The organism is Williamsia muralis (assembly GCF_002735905.1).
GTDB lineage: Bacteria > Actinomycetota > Actinomycetes > Mycobacteriales > Mycobacteriaceae > Williamsia > Williamsia muralis_A.
The window spans coordinates 772,839-795,866 of record NZ_PEBD01000004.1; the positions used below are offsets into that span (position 1 = coordinate 772,839).

The 23,028-nt window shown below is 58.3% G+C and carries 17 protein-coding genes; 9 read left to right on the forward strand and 8 right to left on the reverse strand.

Annotation, left to right across the window (positions count from 1 at the left end):
• Positions 1-6: 6 nt before the first annotated feature.
• Positions 7-2,115, reverse strand: a complete 2,109-nt coding sequence (locus CSW57_RS04305) for a hydantoinase/oxoprolinase family protein (protein ID WP_099382042.1) — start codon at positions 2,113-2,115, stop codon at positions 7-9.
• Positions 2,116-2,370: 255 nt separating this feature from the next.
• On the opposite strand from CSW57_RS04305, the gene CSW57_RS04310 reads away from it, so the two are divergent.
• From CSW57_RS04310 to CSW57_RS04325, 4 genes are read left to right on the forward strand one after another with little or no spacing between them, the layout of a single operon-like run.
• Positions 2,371-3,126: a maleate cis-trans isomerase family protein gene (locus CSW57_RS04310; RefSeq protein ID WP_099381572.1), complete on the forward strand. Its 756-nt coding sequence runs from the start codon at positions 2,371-2,373 to the stop codon at positions 3,124-3,126.
• 30 nt (positions 3,127-3,156) lie between these two features.
• Complete coding sequence (locus tag CSW57_RS04315) at positions 3,157-3,816, forward strand: VOC family protein (protein WP_099381573.1); 660 nt, start codon at positions 3,157-3,159, stop codon at positions 3,814-3,816.
• Positions 3,813-4,058, forward strand: coding sequence for a hypothetical protein (locus tag CSW57_RS04320; protein ID WP_099381574.1), 246 nt, complete (start codon positions 3,813-3,815; stop codon positions 4,056-4,058). The genes CSW57_RS04315 and CSW57_RS04320 overlap by 4 nt, the downstream gene beginning before the upstream one ends.
• Positions 4,055-5,299: an alpha/beta hydrolase gene (locus CSW57_RS04325; RefSeq protein WP_099381575.1), complete on the forward strand. Its 1,245-nt coding sequence runs from the start codon at positions 4,055-4,057 to the stop codon at positions 5,297-5,299. The genes CSW57_RS04320 and CSW57_RS04325 overlap by 4 nt, the downstream gene beginning before the upstream one ends.
• A 33-nt stretch (positions 5,300-5,332) precedes the next feature.
• Here the strand turns inward: CSW57_RS04325 and CSW57_RS04330 are convergent, their stop codons facing one another.
• On the reverse strand, positions 5,333-5,851 hold the full coding sequence (locus CSW57_RS04330; RefSeq protein WP_099381576.1) for an SRPBCC family protein: 519 nt from the start codon (positions 5,849-5,851) through the stop codon (positions 5,333-5,335).
• A 317-nt stretch (positions 5,852-6,168) separates the two neighbouring features.
• Positions 6,169-7,257, reverse strand: coding sequence for a DNA cytosine methyltransferase (locus CSW57_RS04335; protein WP_189339126.1), 1,089 nt, complete (start codon positions 7,255-7,257; stop codon positions 6,169-6,171).
• A gap of 1,141 nt (positions 7,258-8,398) precedes the next feature.
• Here CSW57_RS04335 and CSW57_RS24245 point away from each other — a divergent pair.
• The 5 genes from CSW57_RS24245 to CSW57_RS04365 all read left to right on the forward strand — a co-directional run bounded on the left by CSW57_RS24245 (position 8,399) and on the right by CSW57_RS04365 (position 17,464).
• Complete coding sequence (locus CSW57_RS24245; RefSeq protein ID WP_143696470.1) at positions 8,399-9,376, forward strand: hypothetical protein; 978 nt, start codon at positions 8,399-8,401, stop codon at positions 9,374-9,376.
• Positions 9,348-10,727, forward strand: coding sequence for a hypothetical protein (locus CSW57_RS24250; protein WP_143696471.1), 1,380 nt, complete (start codon positions 9,348-9,350; stop codon positions 10,725-10,727). Before CSW57_RS24245 ends, CSW57_RS24250 begins: the two co-directional genes overlap by 29 nt.
• Positions 10,724-15,643: an FtsK/SpoIIIE domain-containing protein gene (locus tag CSW57_RS04355; protein ID WP_099381581.1), complete on the forward strand. Its 4,920-nt coding sequence runs from the start codon at positions 10,724-10,726 to the stop codon at positions 15,641-15,643. The genes CSW57_RS24250 and CSW57_RS04355 overlap by 4 nt, the downstream gene beginning before the upstream one ends.
• Before the next feature lie 289 nt (positions 15,644-15,932).
• Complete coding sequence (locus CSW57_RS04360; protein ID WP_099381582.1) at positions 15,933-17,054, forward strand: DNA cytosine methyltransferase; 1,122 nt, start codon at positions 15,933-15,935, stop codon at positions 17,052-17,054.
• Between the two features lie 38 nt (positions 17,055-17,092).
• Positions 17,093-17,464 (forward strand): very short patch repair endonuclease, encoded by a 372-nt coding sequence (locus CSW57_RS04365; RefSeq protein WP_099381583.1) that lies wholly within the window; start codon positions 17,093-17,095, stop codon positions 17,462-17,464.
• 63 nt (positions 17,465-17,527) lie between these two features.
• Here CSW57_RS04365 and CSW57_RS04370 read toward each other — a convergent pair whose 3' ends face one another.
• The 5 genes from CSW57_RS04370 to CSW57_RS04400 all read right to left on the reverse strand — a co-directional run bounded on the left by CSW57_RS04370 (position 17,528) and on the right by CSW57_RS04400 (position 22,863).
• Positions 17,528-19,162 carry a reverse transcriptase domain-containing protein gene (locus tag CSW57_RS04370; RefSeq protein WP_143696472.1) on the reverse strand — a complete coding sequence of 545 codons (1,635 nt, stop codon included), beginning with the start codon at positions 19,160-19,162 and terminating at the stop codon, positions 17,528-17,530.
• Between the two features lie 1,027 nt (positions 19,163-20,189).
• Positions 20,190-20,960: an IS3 family transposase gene (locus CSW57_RS04380; protein WP_099381585.1), complete on the reverse strand. Its 771-nt coding sequence runs from the start codon at positions 20,958-20,960 to the stop codon at positions 20,190-20,192.
• Positions 20,961-21,051: 91 nt separating this feature from the next.
• Positions 21,052-21,342 (reverse strand): transposase, encoded by a 291-nt coding sequence (locus CSW57_RS24625; RefSeq protein ID WP_099381586.1) that lies wholly within the window; start codon positions 21,340-21,342, stop codon positions 21,052-21,054.
• Between the two features lie 116 nt (positions 21,343-21,458).
• Positions 21,459-21,596, reverse strand: a complete 138-nt coding sequence (locus CSW57_RS24405) for a hypothetical protein (protein WP_189339127.1) — start codon at positions 21,594-21,596, stop codon at positions 21,459-21,461.
• A 538-nt stretch (positions 21,597-22,134) separates the two neighbouring features.
• Entirely contained in the window at positions 22,135-22,863 is a 729-nt protein-coding gene (locus CSW57_RS04400) for a hypothetical protein (protein WP_143696473.1), read from the reverse strand.
• Positions 22,864-23,028 lie beyond the last annotated feature (165 nt).

Genomic DNA, 23,028 nt, shown 5'->3' on the forward strand with positions numbered 1-23,028 from the left:
GTGGCTTTAGGTCTGGTCGACCGTGATGATGAGGTTGCCGAGGCGATCGATCTCGCCCGTGGTGTTATGCGGCACAACAACAGTGGTGGTGGGTACCTCGATGACCGCGGGGCCACGCAGTACGTGGCCGGCCCGCAGACCCGCGTAGTCGTAGATGTCGGTGTCGACGTATCCCTGGCGGCCGTCGAGGCACACCTTCCGGACGCCGAGGTGCGCGGCGCTCGCGTCCGGTGAGTCGGCGACCTCCAGTTCAGGGAGCTCCGGGGTGAAGGGGAGGACACCCGTGCCGCGAATCCGGTAGGTGATGGCCTGTATCCCGGCCTCGCGGAAGCCACTGTCCTTGCCGTAGAGCTCGGCGTACCGGGTCTCGAATGTCTCTGCGGCGGTGGCAACTTCAGCAGAGGTCAACGAGCCCGACGGAATCGGTGTGGCCACCTCGGCCAGTTGCATCGCGTACCGCATGTCGATCTCGCGTTCGATCTCCACCGACTTGAACGTCAGGCCCTGCCGGTCGAGCTGTTCGCGGACTTGCTCTTCCAAGACCTTGAAGTTCTGCTCCACGCGCGCGGGATCGAGCGGTAACGCAGCTGGGTCCGAGAGTTCCCTGGCGAGAACGATGTCGGAGGAGGCCAGGCCGTAGGCCGAGAAGGCGGAGGCCACCTGGCCGAGGGGGACCACCACCTGCGACACCCCGATCTCCTGGGCGTAGAGCCCACAGTGCGCCGGGCCGGAACCGCCGAAGGCGTAGACGATGAAGTTGCGGGGATCGTGTCCTGCCTCCACCACCGTCTTGCGCAGCAGATCTCCGGTTTGGGCGTTCTGTACCGCGTAGATCGCGGCGGCGGCTTCTTCGACAGAGAGTCCGAGTGGCTCTGCGATGCGGGTGCGGATGGCTTCGCGAGCGAAGTTGAGGTCCAGCGCTTTACGGCCGCCGAGCAGGCCGCGTTCGGGCAGGATGCCGAGGACCAGGTTGGCATCAGTGTTGGTGGGCTCGGTGCCACCCTGGCCGTAACACGCCGGCCCGGGGACGGCCTGCGCGCTGTGCGGTCCGATCTGCAGGTTGCCGCCGGCATCGAGCCAGGCGATCGCTCCGCCGCCGGCGCCGATCGCGTGGACTTCGAGCGTCGGCACGTTGATGGGGTGATGGTTGATGATGGTGCTCGACGATCGGACCGGTTCGCCGTCGACGATCATGCCGACGAGGAACGTGGTGCCGCCGGCATCGGTGGCGATGATGTTGCTGTGTCCCAGTTGGCGTCCGAGCGACACCGAACCGACAACACCGCCCGTCAGCACCGAACCCACGGTGGAGATCGCGTTGCCGGGAGCTTCCGACGCGGCGACCGCGCCACCATTGCTCTGCATGACCAGCAGGGGACCGGCGAGCTTGTGCTCGCGCAGCTTGCCTTCGAGCTCACCGAGGTAGTCGCGCAGGCCGGGCCCGATCTGGGTGCTCATGATTGTTGTTGCGTTGCGCGCGAACTCACGGATGCGGGGGCTGACTTCGCTGGAGAGGGACACGAAGACAGTGGGGTCGATCTCGTGGACGATGTCGCGGATGCGTTGTTCGTGGGCGGGATTGCGGAACGACCACAGGAGCGACACAGCGATTGCTGTGATGCCGTCGTCGAGAAGGGTTCTGACAGTGGCGCGTACCTCGTTTTCGTCGAGTGCCACCACCACGCGACCGTCACGGTCGACCCGCTCGGTGACCTCGAGTGCGTGGCGCTTGTGCACAAGACCGTGAGACTTGCTCTGCGCCATCACGTTCTGCAGCTGCTCGGGGGAGCGGCCGAGATACCGGCCTTCCACGTTCATGATGTAGATCGAGTCGCGGTGGCCTTTGGTGGTCAGGAACCCGACGTCAGGCACGTTGCCCATCACCAAGGCGTTCAGCGACGATGTGGTGCCGTGCGCGATGTGGTGGGTGTTCGCCAGCATTTCGTCGAGCGGCTGACCCAATTGCTCCGCCAGCACACCGAGGACGTCCATGACCCCCTGTGAGTAGTCCGGGGGCGTCGACGGCGACTTGCCGCCGATCAGCAGACCGTTCCCGTCATCGAGGACGGCATCGGTGAACGTCCCTCCGACGTCCACTCCGATCACGTATGCCATGGCCAGGTTCTCCTTCAGTTGCCGCGCAGTTCGTTCATTTACGTCGACGTTGAGTATTCGACGCGTTTGCTCAGCTGTCAAGCAGGAAATGTGAGCCGCCTCACCGATTGTGCCGCGTGCGCCGAAGTTTGTGCAGCTCAGGGGCGCGCAGATTGCCGCTTGACGAATTGTCGTGAGCGTCGAATAATCGTCGTAGACGTCAACGCGACGTTCGATGGTGCCGTCTTTGGCGCCTGAACTCGAAAGGACGGCCAGATGAGCGTTCACCGAATCGGCCTGGTGGTGCCAAGCTCCAACGTCACCGTCGAGACCGAGATGCCCGCCCTGTTGCGGCGACATCCCACCTCGGAGTTCTCTTTTCACTCGACGCGTATGCGGATGCACCGGGTGTCTCCGGAGGAGCTCGCTGCCATGAACGCCCAGCGTGAGCGGTGCGTGATGGAGATTGCCGACGCCGCGCCTGAGGCGATCCTCTACGCCTGCCTGGTGGCCCTGATGGTCGGTGGACCGGGGGAGCACCAGCGGGTGGAAGGTGCCGTTGCCGAGCAGTTGGCGACGGGCGGTTCGGAGGCGATCATCCGGTCGAGTGCCGGCGCGTTGGTCGAGGGCTTGCGTGCCCTCGATGCCAAGCGCATCGCAATCGTGACGCCGTACCTGCGCCCGCTGGCCGAGAAGGTTGTCGAGTACCTCGAGGCCGAGGACTTCGCGGTGGTCGACTGGCGCGCACTTGAAGTGGCTGACAACGCCGAGGTCGGCTGCATTCCCGGCGACCGCGTGATGGAAGCCGCCCGGTCGCTTGATCTCACCGACGTCGACGCTGTGGTGCTCTCGTGCTGCGTGCAGATGCCGTCACTTGCCCTGATCGACGACGCCGAGCGTGAGTTCGGCATTCCCGTCCTGTCGGCGGCGACCGCCGGCGCGTACAGCCTGCTGCGTGGCCTCGGCCTGCCCGTGGCCATCGACGGTGCCGGCAGTCTGCTGCGCGCAGACGTGACTTCCGTTCCGGCCTGACATTCCCAAGCTCAACAGAAGGACGTACTCATGAGCGAGCTCGACCACAAGGTGCGCGGTGTTGACCACGTCGCATACCCAACATTCGACCCGGCGGGCACCGTCCGCTTCTATCGCGACGTGCTCGGTTTCCCTGTGGTGCACTCGATTTGTGCCGCTGGCTGGGGTCCGGACAAGCATCCCGACTTCATCCACTTCTTTTTCGACATCGGTAACGACGACCGGCTTGCGTTCTTCTACTACTTCGGCCTCGAACCGTTCGAGGGTGGACCGCAGGGCGACTCGTATTCGCGCTTCGCCGAGGACGTTCCGATCTTCTTCATCCGGTCGCGGCACCTGGCCATCCACGTCGACAACGAGGACGACCTACTCGAATACCGTCGACGCCTCGACGGCAGTGACTGGCCGGTGGAGATGCAGATCCAGCACGAGACCATCGAGTCGATCTACACCCATGACCCTAACGGCTACATGATCGAGATCACCCGAGCGATGCGTCCGGTGACACCCCAGGAAGATCTTGATGCGAACCTGACCATCGACGCGTTGATCGACGTTGTGTCTGCGCCAAATCCGAGCATGGCCGGTCTGCTGACCCGCAAGGCTGAGCTGATCGTTCAGCGTGCAGCGCAGTGGCAAGAGGAGCAGGACGCGCAGTCGGCGCTTGATGTGGTGGAGGTCGGACGATGACCACGTTCTTCATCTTGGATGTGCCCGAGAACAAGGCGGTCGCTGCCGTGGCGGGCGAGGACCCCGATGTCACCGTGGATCACGTGGGGCCGTACTACCGGGTGTCGGCTGATTCGGCCATCGTGGTCGACCGGCGATCCACCGGCTGTCGCCATGCCGTCTGGTACAGCTGCGTCGCCGGACTAGGAGCGTCACGAATCACCCAGTGGGACAAAGACGCCTTGAAGGTGGAACCGCTGTGACCGTTGCTGATGCTGGGAAGCGCTTAGGCGCAGGCCGGTACATCGAGTCCGCGGAGCAACCGTCGAACGCGGTGACGTCGGTGCATGAGCTGACCACGTCTGACGGTGCGAAGGTGTCTGGGGTGCTGCGGACTGTCCCGTCGGCGCGGACCGTGGTCGCGCTGATGCATCCGCGTCAGGATCTGACCCACCACGTGCTGGTTCCTGAACTGCTGGCCCGCGGGTTTGCGGTGTGGACGCAGGGCACGCGGTCGGTGAACAACGATCTGAACTTGATCCACGAGCAGGCGCTGCTTGATGTCGCGGCGGGCCAAGTGTTTCTGCGGGACAGGGGCTTTGACTCGGTGGTGTCGCTGGGTCACTCCGGGGGTGGAACGCTGTTTGCGTTCTATCACCAACAGGCAGGACTGGCTCCTGATGAGCGGCTGACGCGCACGCCCGCAGGCCGGCCAGTTGCCCTTGCATCGGCGGAGATGCCGGTGCCCGACGGTGCGTTATTTATGGCGCCGCATCCTGGGCAGGGGGAGTTGCTCCTGCGGTTGATCGATCCGTCGGTGGTTGACGAGAACGATCCGTTGAGTGTGGACCCAGCGTTGAATCCGTTTGATCCGGCCAACGGCTTTGTGGATGCGCCTGATGCGTCGTCGTATGCGCCGGAGTTCGTGGAGCAGTATCGGGCGGCGCAGCGTGCGAGGGTGGAGCGGCTTGATGCTGCCGCTCGGGCGCACGTTGCGGAGAGTGCCGATGCGCGTGCACGATTCAAGGTCTCGGGTGATCCGGCGGATCGACGTGTCGCGTTGGCACCGCGGCTGATGACGGTGTATCGAACAGACGCCGATCTGCGGTTTGTAGACCCGTCACTGAGTCCGAACGACCGGCCGTACGGCTCGTTGTTCGGTCGTCGGCCTGACCTCACCAACTATGGGTTGGTCGGGTTCAGCCGGCTGTCTACCGCAGATGCGTGGTTGTCGACGTGGTCGGGGTTGTCGAGCAACGCTGCCTTCGTAAGCTGTGCTTCAGGCGTGCAGGTACCGACGCTGTTCGTCGAATTGACCGGGGATCAAGCATGTTTCCCGGAAGATGCGCTTGACATGGTTGGCGCGTTGGGGTCGGATGACGTGACGCATGTGCGGGTGGAAGGGACTCACTTTGGTGGGCCCATTCGAGATGGGTCTCCTACCGGGGCAAGTCTGGCTGCTGCTGAGATCGGTGGATGGTTGGGGGAAGGGTTCGAATCCTGACGTTCAACCCACCGGGCGATATGCGCGTGGGTACTACTTCCCTCCGGTCACCTGTTGCTGGATCCCTAGGTAGTACTCCTGCTGGGCGGGGTAGTAGTCGTCGAAGTCGATGGCACTTGGGTCCGCGCCGGTCAGAGCGGCGACCAAGCGGTCGAGGTAATACTCCCAGCCTGGTCCGGTGTTCTCGATTGTCGTTGGGTCGTAGATGATTTGGCTCAGGGTCAGTGTCGTGACCCCGTCGGCCTCTGAGAGTTCGACGATGAGGTCCCACGTCCCGAACTCGGCAGTGGTGCGCACCCGCAGCACTCGTGGTGGCTCGCAACGTTCGATGTTGTAGCGCGCGGGCGTGACATCGTCGCCTTCGGCGTTCATCGTGAACTCGACGTAGCCCTGTTCAGGGTCCCCGGTGAAAAAGCCGATCCACCGTGCGAGCCGGTCAGATTCGGTGACCGCTGCCCATACGTCGTCTATCGGGGCACGGAAGGTACGAACGAACGCCACTGCGTCGCCCTCGTCGCGCGGGGTGAATGAACCAGTCGGTGTGATGGTCATGCGGTCTCCTCGTCGTGGGTGGTGGATCGGGCTTGTCGCGGTGTGCTGCGACGTTGCTTGACGGTGCGGCGCACCTCGGTGTTAAGAGCGTCGAGTGTGGCCCATACCGCGTGGCAGGGGTTCACGTGATCCAGCGAATCTGACGGGTCAAACAGCGATCAGTGTGCCGGTTGGGGGGACGGAAGATGCGAGCAGGTAGGGATGCAGATAGCGGGGAGCATTTGGGGGATGGGGTGGTGTTGCGGCTGGCGAGGAGAACATGCTGCTTTGAGACGACTTGATTCTCGCGAGACAACATTGCCGCAGCGTGCGCGCTATCAAGGCTGACGCGTCTCCCGTTTCGGTTTCATTAGTTCGGCGTCAATAAGGTTGGTTACCAGCGATTCAGTTAATTGTGGAGGAACGGCGTTTCCAATGATGACTGCCAATTCTTTGCGCCCGGCCGCTGCTTCGAATGTGAAGTAGTCGGGGAATCCCTGAATTCGCGCCGCTTCGTGCGGTGTGAGGCTACGGGGTTGCGACGGATGCACGAACCTACCCTGTCCTATACTCCCGAACCCACTTGTGATCGTTTGCGCCGGTCGATCCCAGCGAAGTCGGCCATACATGGAGTTATATGAATGTTTTCCCTGATGACACGGTGGGCGCAGCGAGTTTGGAAGGTCGTAGGCGTCGTTCTCAAAGAGCCACGTCATACGCTGTACGTTCTGGATTGAAGCTCGTGATGGTACATCGAGCCAGGAACGGCTGCCTGCGTGCTCAAGGTCACCGATTGCCCACCGGAGCGTGCGGCTAGGCCTCTCGTCGAAGGTCAGGAGGCTCGCAAACTCAAGTCCTTCTCTTACGGAATCGCGTCGCGCGGCGACCAAGATGTGCCGCTTGCGCCGCTGCGGCACGCCAACCCGAATGAGCTCGACGACCGCATCGGTCACGACGTATCCAGCATTGTGGAGGGAAGCCGTCGCTACCTTTACGACGTGCTCCGAGTCGTGGACGACGGCTGGGACGTTCTCGATCACGACAACCGAAGGTTTGAGGACTTCTGCAGCGCGCGCCATCCGAAGATATAGGCGATTTTTCGGGTCTGCTCGGCGAGTGTGGTTGTTCAGGCTGCTGTGGCCTTGGCATGGTGGACCCCCCAGAATTAGATCCACATTACCGATCGATGAGCGCGTTCTGCGCTCTGTCGGCGTGAGGTCGGAGCCAAGGTCGCCATCAAATAGCGACTCGACCAGCGCGACTTCAGTCTTGGCGGTGGGGAAGTTTTGACCGAAGACGCGGATCGGTGTGCCCTCCGAGTCCACCGCAAGCCGAACCTCAATGCCGAGGTTCTTTCGGCTTGCCGCTTGCGCGACCCCGAGCGTCAGTCCGCCGCAGCCCGCGAAGAGGTCTACAACTGAAAGCACCGGGCTTGAACATTCAAAGTTGGGTCGCACCTCCCCCCGCAGGGAGTGCAAGTCCATCGCGAGTGTCCCCTCTCGGAGCGAACGGGCTGAGGTCATCACCTGATGGACGCTACAGAAGCTATCTGACATGAGCGCTCAGTGACCGTGGAGTCACTCCAGCGAGCTACCGGGCGGGGACCTCCTAGACGATTGCGGCCGGTGCATCGCTGCGAGTAAGACCTTTAGCGCTAGAGAATCAGGGATAAGGGACCGATTCGTCCGCACACCCGCGGCCATGCGTCGATCGGAACAGCCGTATGCTCCACAATTGTCGGGCGCTGCCGGTATCTTCGCACGGGCTGATGACAATCGAGTAGATGAGGCGTGCATGACTCTGGAAGTAAATCCGCACGTACTGCGTCTGCGCGGCTTTCAGCCCTTCCAAACTGGCAGTGCCGAGCTTGTCTACGAGCACACCAAACCCGGGGACAGGCACTTTGAGCCGGTGACGCTGGGCTTCCTGGAAATGCTCATCGAAGACGGAGACGTACGTTTAGTCGTCTTAACAGGTGACGCCGGGCACGGAAAGACCACTCTCTGCGCCCGCGTGCTAGAGCGGTTGGGGCTAGATTCTGTGGAGGCGCACCGCGCAATCCGGCAACGTGGCCATGGGGTAGAAGAAGTTGCGCGGACTCATAGCGGTCGATCGCTGAGACTGCTCAGTGACCTCAGTGAGTCGCCTCGGGAGTCCGCTGCCCCGCTCCTAGCTCGATTGGTCGACACACCCCCCGACGCGGTCACGATCATCTGCGCCAACGAGGGACACCTACGCAATTGTGTAAGTGCGGACGTGACTGGACGATCTCAGGTAATTATCGAGACTCTCGTAGACGGCATCGAGTTCGGAACGGTCGCGAACCAGCAATCTGGTGTTTGCGTCATCAATCTCAATTTTCAGTCCACCGCACCGGACCAGGGAGACGGATTGGTGGATTGGGCGATTCGAGAATGGGCAGCCGACGGTAGGCGATGGCGTCCCTGTCAACGCTGTGAAGCCAGACATGTGTGCCCAATATATGCGAACCATCAGAGCCTTTCCGATAGTGAGCGAGGCACTATGCGGCGTGGTGGCATTCGGAGCTTATTCTCTACGGCCGAACGAATGGGATCAGTAATCACAACGCGCCAGGCGCTCGCGGCAATTTCGTATGCTGTGACCGGCGGGTTGACCTGCCAGGATGTACATCGAAAATATACCCGTGGGCAAGGGAATGTTTGGCAATATCCACACCTTTACCACCAGGCCATCTTTGCTGATCTGTTGTCGGCCTCTAACCGCGGCCAGGTCCCAGCGTTCTCATCGTTGCGTCAGCTAGATCCAGGATCCGTTTCGCTTAGAGAGTTCGACGATCAGCTAGAGCCAGACGACGTACCCATCACTTTTCTTCCACCGAAACTGAACGACGACCAAAGTGTGCGTTCCCGGCGCGAAGCGCTTCGGCAATCAGATCTTATGAAGTCTCACATCGGATTTCTCCGCAGGTTTGAGTTCTTTGAAAGCGGTACTGATCACGCTCGTCGCATGGGCCTACTTTCTGGCACGGAGTTCGTCGAGATCGCCACCGGATCTGCGCCTAGGGTAGAGGTCCGCGACACGCTGCTGCGGGGGCTTGAGGCCGTGCAAGGCGTCCGGCGCCCTGGAGAGTCCCCAGATTTCCTGGTCCTCGATCCGGCGTTCTTCTCGCATCGGAACCGAGCCGCTGTCATCTCTGCGCGCGTGCAGGGCATTAACGTTAACGTTAAATCTCACGTGCAGCATTGGGCGGAGTCGTGTACCGAGCAGCCAATCATGCCTATCGCTGTCGAGTGGTCGAGCCGAACGGTGTATTTAAAGATCTCAGGTTCGAGCGGAAACGTGACTATTCCGTTAAACCTTATGCTTTTTGAATTGCTTCGCCGATGGGCGGGCGGTCTGACGACGCGGGGTCAATATGAAGGCGAGATCCGCAGTCTAACGAGATTGCTTGCCACGTTGGCACCCCCCGAGTCGGGTACCGACGAGATTGAAGTATTGGTCAACGGGGAGCGACGATCATTGACAATCGATGTCGGTGATCGTATTCGCTCGGGAGGGCTTTGAGATGGCGGCGCGTGATCGAGGTGGGGCAGAATTAGTTAAGGAAGTTTTTGGCGTCAACCTCCAAGAACAAGGCAGAGGTTTTTATGTCGCTCTCGAACTATTGGCAATTGCTAGGGGAGTTGTTAACCATTCTCCAGAAAACTTGTTGGATCCGGACGAATCGCCAATTCGAATCGACCGCATCTCTCATGATATCGCGCGTCGAATTGCAGTAGGCAGCGACGTCGATCGCGAAAAACTTGACGAGGCACTCCAAGGTGCGAGTACACACGAAACACTTGAGGCCTTATTCGCCTCGCTCATTGTCGAGATTCCCGGCAGAAGGAAAGCTCCGCGTTGGTTCGCAGCTCACCTCTATCCTTTCGTCGGAGAGCTTGTACATTACGATGCCGTGGAACGCCGCGGCAAGCCTGCGATTGAGCGATACTTCTTTCGCGACGGCGGTGGCTGGGCGTACTACGTTCTGCGAACCGATCGCGACACATCCCGCCGAAACGCAACGCGCAACGCAATGAAAGATCTTGTAGGAAACAGCAACACTTCGTTGGGTCGCGTTGCGGCGGCCCTGAGTTCTCACGATTCAGCACGTAGCCTGCCGTTCGACGAGTTGTCAGAATCAGAGACGCAGAGCTTTGATTCCGTCAGTCCGTGGCCAGATCTCTTACGCAGTGGGATCAATTCGATCGTCACGCGCGTGGGGGCCCCACGGGCACAGCGAATTGAGCGTTTGATGCATTGGGTTCCTTACTGCCTAGCACGGCACCAACTGCATCTGGCGCGGCGACACCAAGGCTTTGATAGGGAAGCGATTCTCGTCGACGCCACTCGAAACACGAACCCGCTTCGCAGGGGTTCCCAGGAGCAACTGGAAGCATTCCGCGGTCAGATTGTAGCTGCGTTGATCAGCCACGCGGTCAAAAAGCATGCAGATGCTGCTGAATCCGGTGACGACCAAGATGTTTCTCGCTGGGAGACGTACACGTCGGCCAACGCAAACTACACTAAATCTCCTCGCGCATTCTTCTCAGAAAGCCTAGCTGCCGTGGGTGCGTTGAATTCGACAGTAGGGCGGCGGCACTTTACTTTTAAGCCCCCGCTTCTTGAGTCTGTAGTTTCAGCGCTGATTCCGCCGAATACCGAGGTGGAGTACTACGATTTTTGCGCTCGCTTGTTTGCCGAACTGGGGATTGTGATCGACGATAGATCTGCGGGGAAAGCTGGGTTTACCTCCTCAATAGATGCTGGGGTTTTCGTACTGAACTCAGATGCGTTCAAAGCCCGCCTGCGATCTATTGGACTTTTAACTCATTATTCTGACGCCACAAGCATAGTCCACGGAGATCAGCGATGACTGCGAATGTTGAGAGTATTGTAGGGAGTGTCGTCGCGCTTACTGCGCAAAGAATGCTCACCCAGGGGGTGGGAGGAGCTCGGCCTGCCCTTCGAGTCACGGGTTTCAAGGCGGAAGAAACAGTGGCAGCAGTTCAGCATCTACTAGTTTCAGCGAGGCCTGCGATTGAGGGTCTAATAGTCAAGGTCGGAACACGGCAGGCAATCGAGGGTATTCCCGGGGAGATGTTACTTGGCGATGAAGAGACACTGACATACTGGCGGAATCGCGAGGTTTCCGCAATCCTGCTTTTCGATTGGGATGTACAGGGCGACCAAGAGGGACTCGCTGCAATAACACGCCTAGACGATTACAGTCTCCTCAATTCTTCTGATTCTGATGAAGTTAAGGTGATTCTTCGCGACGTCGTTGGCTCGGCGTGGAAAGCAGTCGCCGGGACTGCGACCGTACCGAGCAAGTTGACATCGGTGTTGAGTGAAGTTCGCGAGGCCATTGTTCCAAACGATCGTCTATCGCTACGGCGCTGGGTGGCATACGTATTGAAGACCTGCGAACTCGCTAACTCCACGGACCTCTTGACGCCGGAATTGGTCTCCCGTGCTGCGGGAGAGGCGCTATTCGCACTAGGTCTTTTCGCTGACCATTTACTGTTCGATGTGGCAAATGCTGCGCGGTCTCGGCTCACCAAGAACCTGAATGTGAGTGATCTCCGGCAGCCAAGCGGCGCCGCCATCGCGGACGACGATTTGCGCGAACGAATTGAATCATTCGAACCGCCTCAAACGTTTCTAGCGAGTTCGGGCCTGTCGGTCGAAACTACGAGGGCGCTTATGCGACGAGTTCTGCAGGGAGGTGATGAGGCGCGAGCGTCCATTGACCTGCAGCTATGGCTACTTCTGTTCGACCGTAGGCCGGATCGTAGAGGTCTTGGTTCGCATTTTCGCGAGGATCTTGCACGGCAGGACTCGACACGCGTCGAAGAATTTGATGACCTTGAGGTTGAACCGGGTCTGAACGACAGTGACCAAGAAGCTGCCGAACGGCTAGTGCGGGCGGAGCCGCCCGAAGATCTTGCAGCACTCGTCGAAATCGTGTCACCGAAACTCCGCCGGCAGGTGCAGAAGGTCGCCTTTCCTGACGCACAACTTGCGCCAGACCCGCTGAGAGCGATATTGCATGGAGTACACGTCCTCGATGACGGTGAAGAGCATAGTGTTGCATTGAAGTTGGAAGGGCTCACCCAAGCCTCGCCGTGGACCAGATGGCTGTTCGCGATTCTGTACGGGCGCACGTTGTTACAAATGGCGGAGTTGACTGTAGATTCACGTCTCCAATTCGCCGTCGATGGTCGTCTTTGCAATTTTCTACGACCCGAGGATGGTGGTTCTGCCGACGAATTCGACCCCGCCGAAGCGTGGGGTCCGGTTCGCCTATGCCTTGAGATGAATGGGGTAGGCGCACGGAGGTTTCGTTGGGATCCTTCAAGTACGCCGGGTTTGCCGGGGTTGGGGGCGCTGCTGAGCGGTTTGAATTTCGATCCCGGCCAAAAGTTCGAAACAGGATTTGACAACTTTTTTGACGGCTTGCTACTTCCTACAGAATGGGCTAGTAGGCGTGGCGAAAGCCGTCCATTGGGACCATTTTCGGCGCGACTATCTGAACTGCGACATCGACACGCGGCTGCGTGGCGGGAGGGCATAGACGCGGATTTGTTGGACGCGTATGTTGCTGCGTGGGAACCAGTGGTCAATGAGGCGCGAGCGATCCTGGTGCCGGCGAATTCGCCTGATCAGGATCTGGCTGGCGTGGTACTGACTGACATCCTGCAGCTATCTGACGATAAGCTTGTTATGCTCGGATCCCATCCCCTTCGCCTTCGTTGGCTGGCAAGCCACCTGAGAAGGATGACTGAGCTTTCCATAATTGCTCTATCGCGCGGCTTGAACCTAAACCTTGAGAACACAGAATTGTTTTTTGAGTGGATCCAACGTATTTCACCCCACGGGACTCCGCCGTTAGTAGTAGGCGAGGACGAAACTGTGGCGATTGCTGTACGAGAGTCCGCCGGGCACGAAGAGTACACACCGATCAGCGGCCGAGCCTCTCAGGGCCGTGACTGGCTGGCTGCTGTTGACGATGCAGCAGTTGATGAGTTGGTGAAGGTGTCGGTCTCGTACGTCGAGACGTATCCACATAAACGGGACGGATTGGTCGTTCTTCTGCTTGATCGTGATGGCACGACCCAGCTACCTACGCGATTGGCGAGACGTCTCCGTGCGCGCGTCTCGGGTGTTCGATTGGAATTAATAGTGTTTAGCGATCGTAGGAACCATCATGACCTTGTACAGGCGTTCGATTCGGAGTTCGGGGAGGATGAACTCCCGGAGGGCAGGCTATTCCCGGAGGTTCAACTGCTGCTGCAACATTGGTCGACCGAATCGGATCCCGACCTGAGGGGTTTCATCGACCGCGTTGATCTGGCTTTGGCCCCTGCCCTCTTTGGAACTCGGACTACCCTCCATGCCAAAACCAAGGACTCGACAGCGTTTATCGCTGGTAAATACGATCCCCTGCTTCACGATTCAAGTCATGACCTTCGAGAGTCCAGCCAGAATGTTGTCAGGGCGATGCTTCCATCGCAGAGCGATCCGTTGCTTGAGTCATGGTCCACACTATGCGTAAGACACGATGCACATTCAGCCGTTGCGCCGCAGCAGGAGTTGAACACCGACTACTTCGAGATGCAAGTTAGATTCGATCAGCGACAGAAGCTCTTTATCGAGCTGCACAGAATCGCGCACTGGGTCGTAACACTAGATGCTTTTGTGGGGCGCGATCAAATTGATGCTCTTGAGGATAAGCCGGATGTAATTCTCGTACGCCCCGGAGTCGGAAAGAATGAGGCCTACACCCTAATAGTTAGTTCAGGTACCGGCCGTCGATTTGTCGCTAAGCGGCTCGGTCGGAAGCTGGCCGAGATGCGATTGGTCGAGGGACACACCAATCATGTTGCCGAGCGAATATATGACGTCGGACGAAATGTGGTCCCAGGCGCCGTGCTTCGTGCACTCGGGATCGGGAGTGCGGCGAGTGAGATTGTCGGTTTGGTCGCCAGTAGATTTGCCGTCGAACGATGGCGTCCCTCGTCTTTGGATCGTCCACATCTCGTTGTCTGGCTAAGCTTCGATGAGTTGCAAGATTGGTTCGGACGAGTCCAACGCACTCGCGCCGACCTTGGGCGATTCACGTTTACTCTCGAAGATGACGACACGATGCGACTTGACATCTTAGTGGTTGAATCGAAATTCCGTCAGATTTTCGACGTTGGAATTGCAGAACAGCAACTCGACCGGACAATTGATCTATGCCGTGCTGCGTTCGCGTCAGGCGACACGACTCCAGACGACAGCGCTTTTTGGCTACAAGAGCTAGCCGCTGCTATAGAGCGGACGAGCGGGTTAGTGCTACCGAGCTGCGATCTACCTGCGCGCACCATTCAGGAGCTGGGCACACAGTCGCTGATGCAAACAGTTATGGGCTCGATCTTTTCCGGTCAAATTGTCCTCGGTGAAGTGGGAGGGGTCGCGGTTGCGATCGCGGCAGCTAATGAATCTCCGGCGCCACCCATTGGTAACCTCGGACGGCACAGCTTGCTCCGCATTAATCGGCTGGAACTCAAGCAGATCATCGAATGCATAGTGCGTCGCGAAGAACCGAGCGCACGGATATGGAGTCTCGAAGACTCGGGTGGACACATTGGCGCGCGACCCTTCGAGTTGTCTGACGCTGCTTCGAATGGAACTTCTGTGGACGGTGCAGGGACTTCGCAGTCTGACCTCCGGCCTGGTCAAAAAGCTGCCGAAGAGAACGGTTTGGGAGCCTCGGAGCTGCGACGGCGATACGAGCAGTTGCTAGATGTTCTGGATCAGCACAAAGTTGCAGTTGAGCCAGCATTGAACGACCCATGGATTGAAGGACCCGGTTTTTATGTGCTCCGTGTCACTCCGCAAACTGGAATCACAGCTGATCGAGTTGTCAACCGGGTCAAGGAGATTGCGCTAGCGCTCCGATTGCCATCGGAGCTTCAGATCCGTACTTCCCTGGATCGCGGGAACATTGTTTTTGAGGTACCTAAGTCGCCCGACGAACGATACGCGGCTTCGGCTCAGGCGTTATGGGATCGGTGCCCGGTTGATCTTGGTCGACTAAAAGTACCCGTTGGTGTTGACATCTCTGGAGAAGCTGTATCGATCGAGTTCTCGTCGCCCGACTCTCCGCATTTGCTTGTTGCCGGCACAACTGGGAGCGGCAAATCGGTCGCGCTGGAGACGATCCTTCGCGGCCTGTGCCGATATCCGGAAGAGCTGGTTCGGCTTCGACTGGTCGATCCTAAAGGTACTGAGTTGCTCGATTTCGAAGAAGATCCCCACGTTGACGGTGCGATTGGGGTCTATCCGGAGGACGCAATCGAAATGCTAGAGGCAGCGGTCATGGAGATGGAGAACCGCTATCTGTTGATGAGGCCGGTTCGCGCAAGAAGTCTCGTGGATTACAACATGACGGTGGAACCAGAAGACCGCAAGCCGTGGGTGATTATCGTGCTCGACGAATACGCAGATCTGACCAGCGACCCTACAGAAAAAGCAGCGATTGAGGGTCTACTGCGTCGTTTGGCGGCTAAGGCTAGAGCCGCTGGTATACACATTATTGCGGCGACGCAGCGCCCGAGTGCGGATGTTATTTCAACGACCATTCGATCCAATTTGCCATCCCAGCTCGCTTTGCGCGTAAAGACTGCGACGGATAGTAGAATTATCATGGATGAGAGTGGTGCAGAAGCACTCGCGGGTCAAGGCGATGCGTTCCTTCGTACAGCTCGAGGCGTTCGGCGGATTCAAGTAGCGTGGGCCGGCTGAGAACGCCCTATTCCTCGACGGACATCGACTTGGGTGTGAAGGAGAACGAGAGTTCCGACTCTTTCATGCCTGCAGGTTGACGCCCGGGGGTGGTCAATGTCAGCACCTACGATCGTAGGGCAGCTCATCCAGGAATCCCGACGGCAACCGGGCAGTTCGGTACATCTAGAGACCATTCCGGGGCGAAGGATTGGGTTCTTCTGCGGGGCCGTTCGGCATGAACGCTCTGTGTGCCGGTGTTCTGACGTCACCATTTGTGAAATGGCGAGAAATCCTCGAGGATGCTTGAGTGCGGGCAGCGGGATTGTTCTCGGGAGTGGGTGGGATCGAGCGTGGTCTCGACCTCGCAGGTGTATCTACGGAGATGCTGTGTGAGTACTGGCAGCCCGCTGCGCAAGTGCTGGCACGAAGGTTTGATGCGCCGGTTGTAGGCGACATTCGCCACCTCCGCGCGCTTCCCGAGGTGGACGTCGTCACCGCAGGGTTTCCTTGCACCGACCTGAGTCAGGTGGGCCGGGTTGCTGGCATCGGCGGCGAGGAGTCGGGGCTTGTCCGCGAAGTGTTTCGCCTCATCGATCGCGCAAAGCCGACCTGGGTTGTGCTCGAAAACGTGACGAACATGCTCAGCCTCCACGGCGGCGAGCCAATTCGGGTGATCACCGACTGGTTTGACGAAAAGAAGTGGAACTGGGCTTACCGGACGGTCAACTCCCAACACTTTGGTGTACCGCAGCGCCGACGCCGAGTCGTCATCGTCGCATCGCGCACCGAAGACCCGCGCTGGGTCTTGTTTGTCGACGATCACACGCCGTCCTCTACTAATTCGGCACGTGCACACGGGTTCTATTGGACGGAGGGTAACCGCGGCGTTGGGTGGGGTGACGACGTCGTCCCAACTCTGAAAGGCGGATCCAAGCTCGGGATTCCGTCACCTCCTGCCGTCTGGCGCAAGGCGGCCTCGCCGGGCGTCGCGATCGTCCGACCTCGAGTCGAAGTCGGCGAGCAGTTGCAGGGCTTCGACTCTGGCTGGACCGAAGGCAGCGCAACACCAGGGGAGCGCTGGAAGATGGTCGGAAACGCGGTGACAGTTCCGGTTGCGGAGTGGGTGGGGCAACGTTTAATTGCCCCCGGGGAGCCGCTCGACGTCGCCCGGCAGTTCGCTGTCGGGAGTCGGTGGCCTGGCGCGGGGTCTTCCATCAGGGGAGAACGGCAGCAGTGGAGTCTCGGGGAAGCGCCTCTCGTTGTACCGCGTGTGACCATCAGCAGCCTCTTGAACCGGCGATTCGATCCGCTGTCAGTCAAGGCGACAACTGGCTTCTACACGCGGCTGACTAATTCGCGGCTGCGAAGTGGAGGGCAGCCGTTCAAAGACGCCTTGTTGCAACATATTAAGACCATGTCTGCGCTCTGATGGTGCCTGAGCCTCTCGACGATTCCGTTCGGCGTCGTATGCAAACGCAGCGCCGACGAGACACCAAAGTTGAATTGCAGGTCCGTCGACGCCTACATGCGGCCGGACTTCGATATCGTGTGGACTTCCGCCCGGAGGCATCGCTGCGATGCAGGGGTGACATCGTGTTCACCCGACCACGGGTTGTCGTCTTTATTGACGGCTGTTTTTGGCACGGCTGTCCAGTACATGCTACCCAGCCAAAGAACAATGTTGAATGGTGGCGGAAAAAATTAGACGCCAATATGGACCGTGATCGACGGAACTCAGCTGCTTTAGAATCCCTGGGATGGGGGGTGCTCAGGTTCTGGGAGCATGAGAGCCCAGTAGGTATTAGCCAGACGATTTGGTTGGCGGTCCGCACCGAATAGTCTTGGTTGAAAAACGATGGTGATGGGTCGTCATTGACGATCACGATAATTATATCAAGGTGTCTAGTTAGATTTGTAGTTGTATCCGATCACCTTCCCCGACACGACGCCAAGGCCATGGGTATTGATTGCCTTCCGGATGACCTTGGACATGATCGATAGCGTTGGGAACCTCAAATCAATGTTCGAACTAGAGGGACTCTTGTGAACATGGTACCGTAACTCGGACTTCGGAAGGCTCCAAATCGGTGGTGCAGAATAGCCAAGGCGAGGAGAAAGCAGGGCGGACCGCTTTTTTAGTGCGAGAGCTGTCCTAGAGATAATGGCGAGATCAAGGTTGGAGAGTTGCTCGTCGTCATCGACTAAAGGGAAATAGGACATTACTCCGTGAAAGTTCATAAGCGGTACTGTCGAACTTTCAAGCTTCCGCAGCTTGCTCTCAGACAGATTTCCGTAGAGATATCGCCGCAATTGCCAGATGAATGTTACATAGTCGAAGTCAATTTCCGTCGATACCCTTGCTAGGTTCTGGGTGCCGTTCAAGGGTTCTCGGAGTAGATTAGAGTAGATCAACGAGTCGACCCTCTGGAGGATCTTTCTTTCCGTAGCGCTCTTCATGGATAGCTTCGTAAGTCTGATCGTGTGACCAAGATAGTCGACCGAAGTAACACTGTTCATTTCCGCTTGATTCTCGGCGGTGAGTATGTGAATACCGGGACTTTTGCTGAGATTAATTTCAGCGCCAATTTCTTTCGAAATTGCATGCAATTCGTCCACGGCACGGCAGATTGAGGAATAGTCATGACTCCAGATGAGAGTGTCATCGGCGTATCGCACGAATCCGACGCCTAGACTCTCGAGCCTTCGATCTAGCGGTGTGACTACCACGTTCGCCAAGAAGAGGCTAACTGATGTTCCTTGCGGAATGCCGCGAGTCCTAGGTCCCGGGTGCACCAGAGACGGGAGGGGGTTCACTATCGGTTGAGGTGCAGAGAGAAATGCTTCTACTATCGACCTCTCCGCCGAGGTAACTCGCAACTTAAGATCATCGAATAATCTGAGAAGATTGCCTTGATCGATCGTGTCGAAGAACTTCCGAAAGTCGTATTCTGCTACGAAAATGCGTTGCTTTCGCGAAAACTCGCTTGCAATGTATTCGAGTGCATCGTGGGGGGTGAGGTCATTTCTGTATGCGTACGCACGCGCACTTAGACGCGCTCGGTTCTTTGACATAAGCGATGTAAAGAGCCGTCTCGATACCACCTCGTCCGCAATCTCGAAGCAACTTACTAGCCTTTCACCACCTCCGAGTTTTGGAACGAAATAGCCTGAGGGTGAGTGCGGGCGATAAGATCCCGCCCGCAGTTTCGCGGTGAGCGAATGCGCAATGGTGGACTGCCGAGCGCGGACATGATAAGGGTCGTGACCGGGGGCATGAGCCCAATATTCCGGTCGGATGGCGCTAATTGGTGAGGGTTTGCCAATAGTTCTTTTTTGACGACGACCGTTTTCGTCAGATACCCACTTGGCGTAGGCTTCGAACGATTTTATTTTGGCCGTTGCTAGAGTATAAATATCTGACTCGATATTTCCCCACATCGACTTGTCCTCCGGATGGCTCTGGGCACGGGAGTGCCCAGAGCCATCTGGCTTCCATCCAGGCAAAATATGCATCATGCAGGCGATGAGTTGAGTCACCACCGTATGTTGAGGCGGGTAGCAAAGCCGCCTCGTTATTGGATGGATGCCGCGACTCCTCTTGGAGCACCACGTTACTGTAGCAGCCCCATAGATTTCGTTCTGCAAACTGCAAGTCGCACACGTGTCTCCGCTAGCATCTCTAGGTCTTCAGTCAGACCTTGCGGCGGGGCTTTTCCAATACTTACCCAAGGTAAATAGTCGGGCCGAGGGTGGTTGGGCGTGTTGTGATGCGCAATCTGCGCTTTCGCGCACGCGTAGCGACGTCTGGTGGTAAAGGTGGACTCGTTTGAACTGAGAGCTACTCATCGCCCGATGCAGTGAACCAAGTATCGGTTAGTCGGCGGCGACGAGCGCATCGTTGCCGTCGTCGATACCTTCGCGTCGCAATCATCACAATGTCGATGCGCGCACATCGAGTCTCGCTTATGGCGACACTCGCCGCCGAGATCCAAGACTGATGGCCACCGCCGTGCCCTAGACTGCGTTTGCACTCCGCAACGACTGTTCGGAGAAAGCGATGAGTGGATGGCCTCCACAAAACGGTTCGTTGGGGACGAAGTATGAAACCCCGTTCGGCTCGCCAGTACATAGCTGGCCAGTACATAGGCTGCCTTCGTCTGCGCACAGTGGGCGGGCTCCCGCTGCCGACCTAGGTCGCAGAGCGAAGAAATCGGTTAAGAAACCGCTTCGCGCCCCCGCTGTGTCAACTATTGCGGAGCTGATCCCACATCACCGCACAGCGGCCCAGTGACGTAACCTTGTTCGCATCCGAATTGCGCTTGCGACTCACCGCTCGTCGGGTCCTCGCCGCATGCCATCCCGCAAGGTTCGAATCCGCTGATCACGCCGAACCCGTTCTGGTCCTAGATGCCGGTCGGCGGCACGTACGTATCGCATGACGCCTCGTAGCCGGTGGTGTTGTCTGAGTAGAGGGCGGTTCCGGATTGGTACAGCGACAGGTCCCCGCACACAAACGTGATCGGGGGGACTGACCCACTCCAGTTGACTCGTGGGGTTGAGCGGTTCAGGCCGCGGTTGCGGTCTGGTTGATTGTCTTAAACTCGATGGGCGTGAGTCGTCCGAGCCGGCGTTGGCGGCGCTTGTGATGGCAGGTCCGCTCGATCCAGATGACGATCGCCAGTCGCGATTGTTCGCGGCTGAACCAGCGTTGACGATCGAGGACGTTCTTCTGAAGGAGGGCGAAGAATGATTCCATGGCGGCGTTGTCTCCGCACGCCCAGACTCTGCCGATAGATCCTTCAAATTGTTGTGGGACAGCTCTTTTACGAATTATCTCGATCGGAATTGGCTGCCACGATCGGAGTGGACGATCGCGGGCGCCCGGGTCGCGTTGATCGACAGCGTTTCGCAGCGCTCGCACCGCCAACGAAGCCTTCATGCGTGAGTCGATCGAGTATCCGACGATCTTGTTGGAGTACAGGTCTTTGATCGCACACAGGTACAGCTTGCCCTCGTCGGTCCAGTGTTCGGTGATGTCGGTCAGCAACACCTGGTTGGGCTTGTCGGCAGTGACTTTGCGGTCGATGAGGTCATCGTGGACCGGTGGCCCCGACTTGCGGTTGAGGCCACGCTTTTTGCTGAACACCGACCATATCTGTTCCTGACTACACAATCGGGCTACACGGTTTTCGCCGGCAACGATGCCGTGCTCGGGAAGCTCGTCAGCGATAAACCGGTAACCGAACGCGGGGTCGTCTGCATGGATGTGTTGCGTGCGGCGTTGATCAGATGCGCGTTGTCCCAGTCGCGTTGAGAGACTGGGTATTTGCACCATTTATAGAACGCTTGAGTCGAGAATCCGAGAACCCGGCAGGTCACTGTGACGGGGATTCCGTCGCCAGCAAGGTCGCGGACCAGCGGGTACATCATTTTGGGTTGATATTTTGAGACGGGTAGCCCACTGCCCGGCGCATCACCTCGGCTTCTTGCTCGAGCAGTTTGATCCGTTTACGGGCTTCTCGCAGCTCTGCCGACTCGTCAGACACAGCGGAGGCAGCTGGCAAAGCGCTGCGGTCGATTCCGTCGTCGCGGTCGGCGATTCTGAGCCACCGCTGCAGGCAGGTTTCCGAGATCCCGAAATCAGTTACAACCTGACGGATCGGTGCTTTGCCCTTGCGGGCCACAGCGATCACATCGGCGCGGAACTCCTTCGGCATGACAACATCCTTTCACTGCGAGAAAGAATCTCACAGGTCAGATGTCAACCAAACCGGGGGCAGTCCCATCTGAGAGTTCGCAGCCATGTACTCGTAGACAGTCGATCCATCGCGGGTCACTGCGCACGGGGGAACACCTGGGCAGGCGTCACCATCTGGGTTTCGATTATTGCGAGCTGGGCTTCGACCCAATCCTTGGTGATGCGCCAAGCGACTCGGAGGGCGTGCTCTGGTGTCTGGTACTTCGGCGACACCCGTTGCTTATAGAGTCTTCTGCACGGGCTCCCAGGCGGTAGGTAGTTTGAACGCGATCTCCTGACCGTCCGCCAAGATCCTGAAACTGAGCGCCACGATGTTGCCGTTAGCGTCGTAGTTCGCCATGATCGCCGACGCGTCCCCCTTCGCTAGAGCCGCCTGGATTTCCATGACAGTCTTCGTCGGTGCGATGCTGGTGGTGTAATTAAGAAGCGGCACAGCTAGTTACCGAACTTCTCTCGTATTAGTGCGTTGAGGTCTTCGACCTTGATCGTCTCGACAAACGTGCGACGTATCGCCGGCAGCTCGACGCCTTGTTTGCGGAGGGTCGCGACCATCACAGAGACATACTGATCGCTGCAACCAACGCGGTTGGCGATCCAGGCGATGCTCTCGCGGTTCTCGACTGCCTCCAGCCAAAGTCGAACGAACTGTTCAGCTTTGACCTTCTTGTACACTAGCTTTCTAGTTCTACCCATATTCATTTGTGTCCTTGCGCATCTCGCGCGGAGAGAGTTCGACTATGAGCGAAGTCAGTCAGTGTTCGGCGCGCTCGGTTGTGGGTTGATCCGATACGCTTTCCGTTTTGCGTCCAGTCAAGTACTCGATGAGAATGCGCTGAGATGCGGCCTTTTCGGTAGGATCACCGATGTCGTTGATTATGCGCTCAGCACTCAAGGCGCGTTCCACTTCGAGCGGGTGCGAGAAGAAGGACAGTAGTTCACTCTGGGAACTTGCGGCGTTCTTTAGTACCGCGTTGGCTATGAATCCCGTTAAAAGGGCTCCTGAAGCGCCGATGACAGAGGAGGCTATCGCTCCTGTCGTGTCTTTCGCAAGCACCGCGATCACGCTGATTATGACGATAAAGACGAAGCCCACGCCGATCGTGGCTATTGTGGCAATACGCGTGGACTGTGCGTACCTCGTGACCAAATCATGGTAGATGTTCAACCGCTTCCGATTGTCCTGCCATAGGGAGTCAAAGTCTGTGGAGTTGGTTCCTGGATCATTCTGGAGTTTTGCCAAGGCCTCCAGCGTCCGAGCGCGGGTCTCGTTTCCCTCTCCGATTGTTTGCCACACTAGTATCCAGATGGCAAGCCCGGCAGCGATGGCAACGAACATTATGAATCTGATCGTATCGTTGTTGAAGATGCCATCTTCATCTGTGGCTCGGTAGGTGTAGCCGTTTGGGAGAGGGAGGATCTGACCATCAATAACGATGATGAGTAGCGGAACAATTAGGAGTACTGCACCAACCAGTGCCACGATGCGTTGGTTCCGCCCGAGTCCGATCACCCAATGCGTTGTACGGGACCTACGCCGCATGACTACGCTCACGGGTCTGTCGATAGTTGGCCGTGTTGTTTCGTCCGGCTCATCATCTTGGTCTGGCATGCGGACTATCAAACACCAAACCCGACGTCTACGACG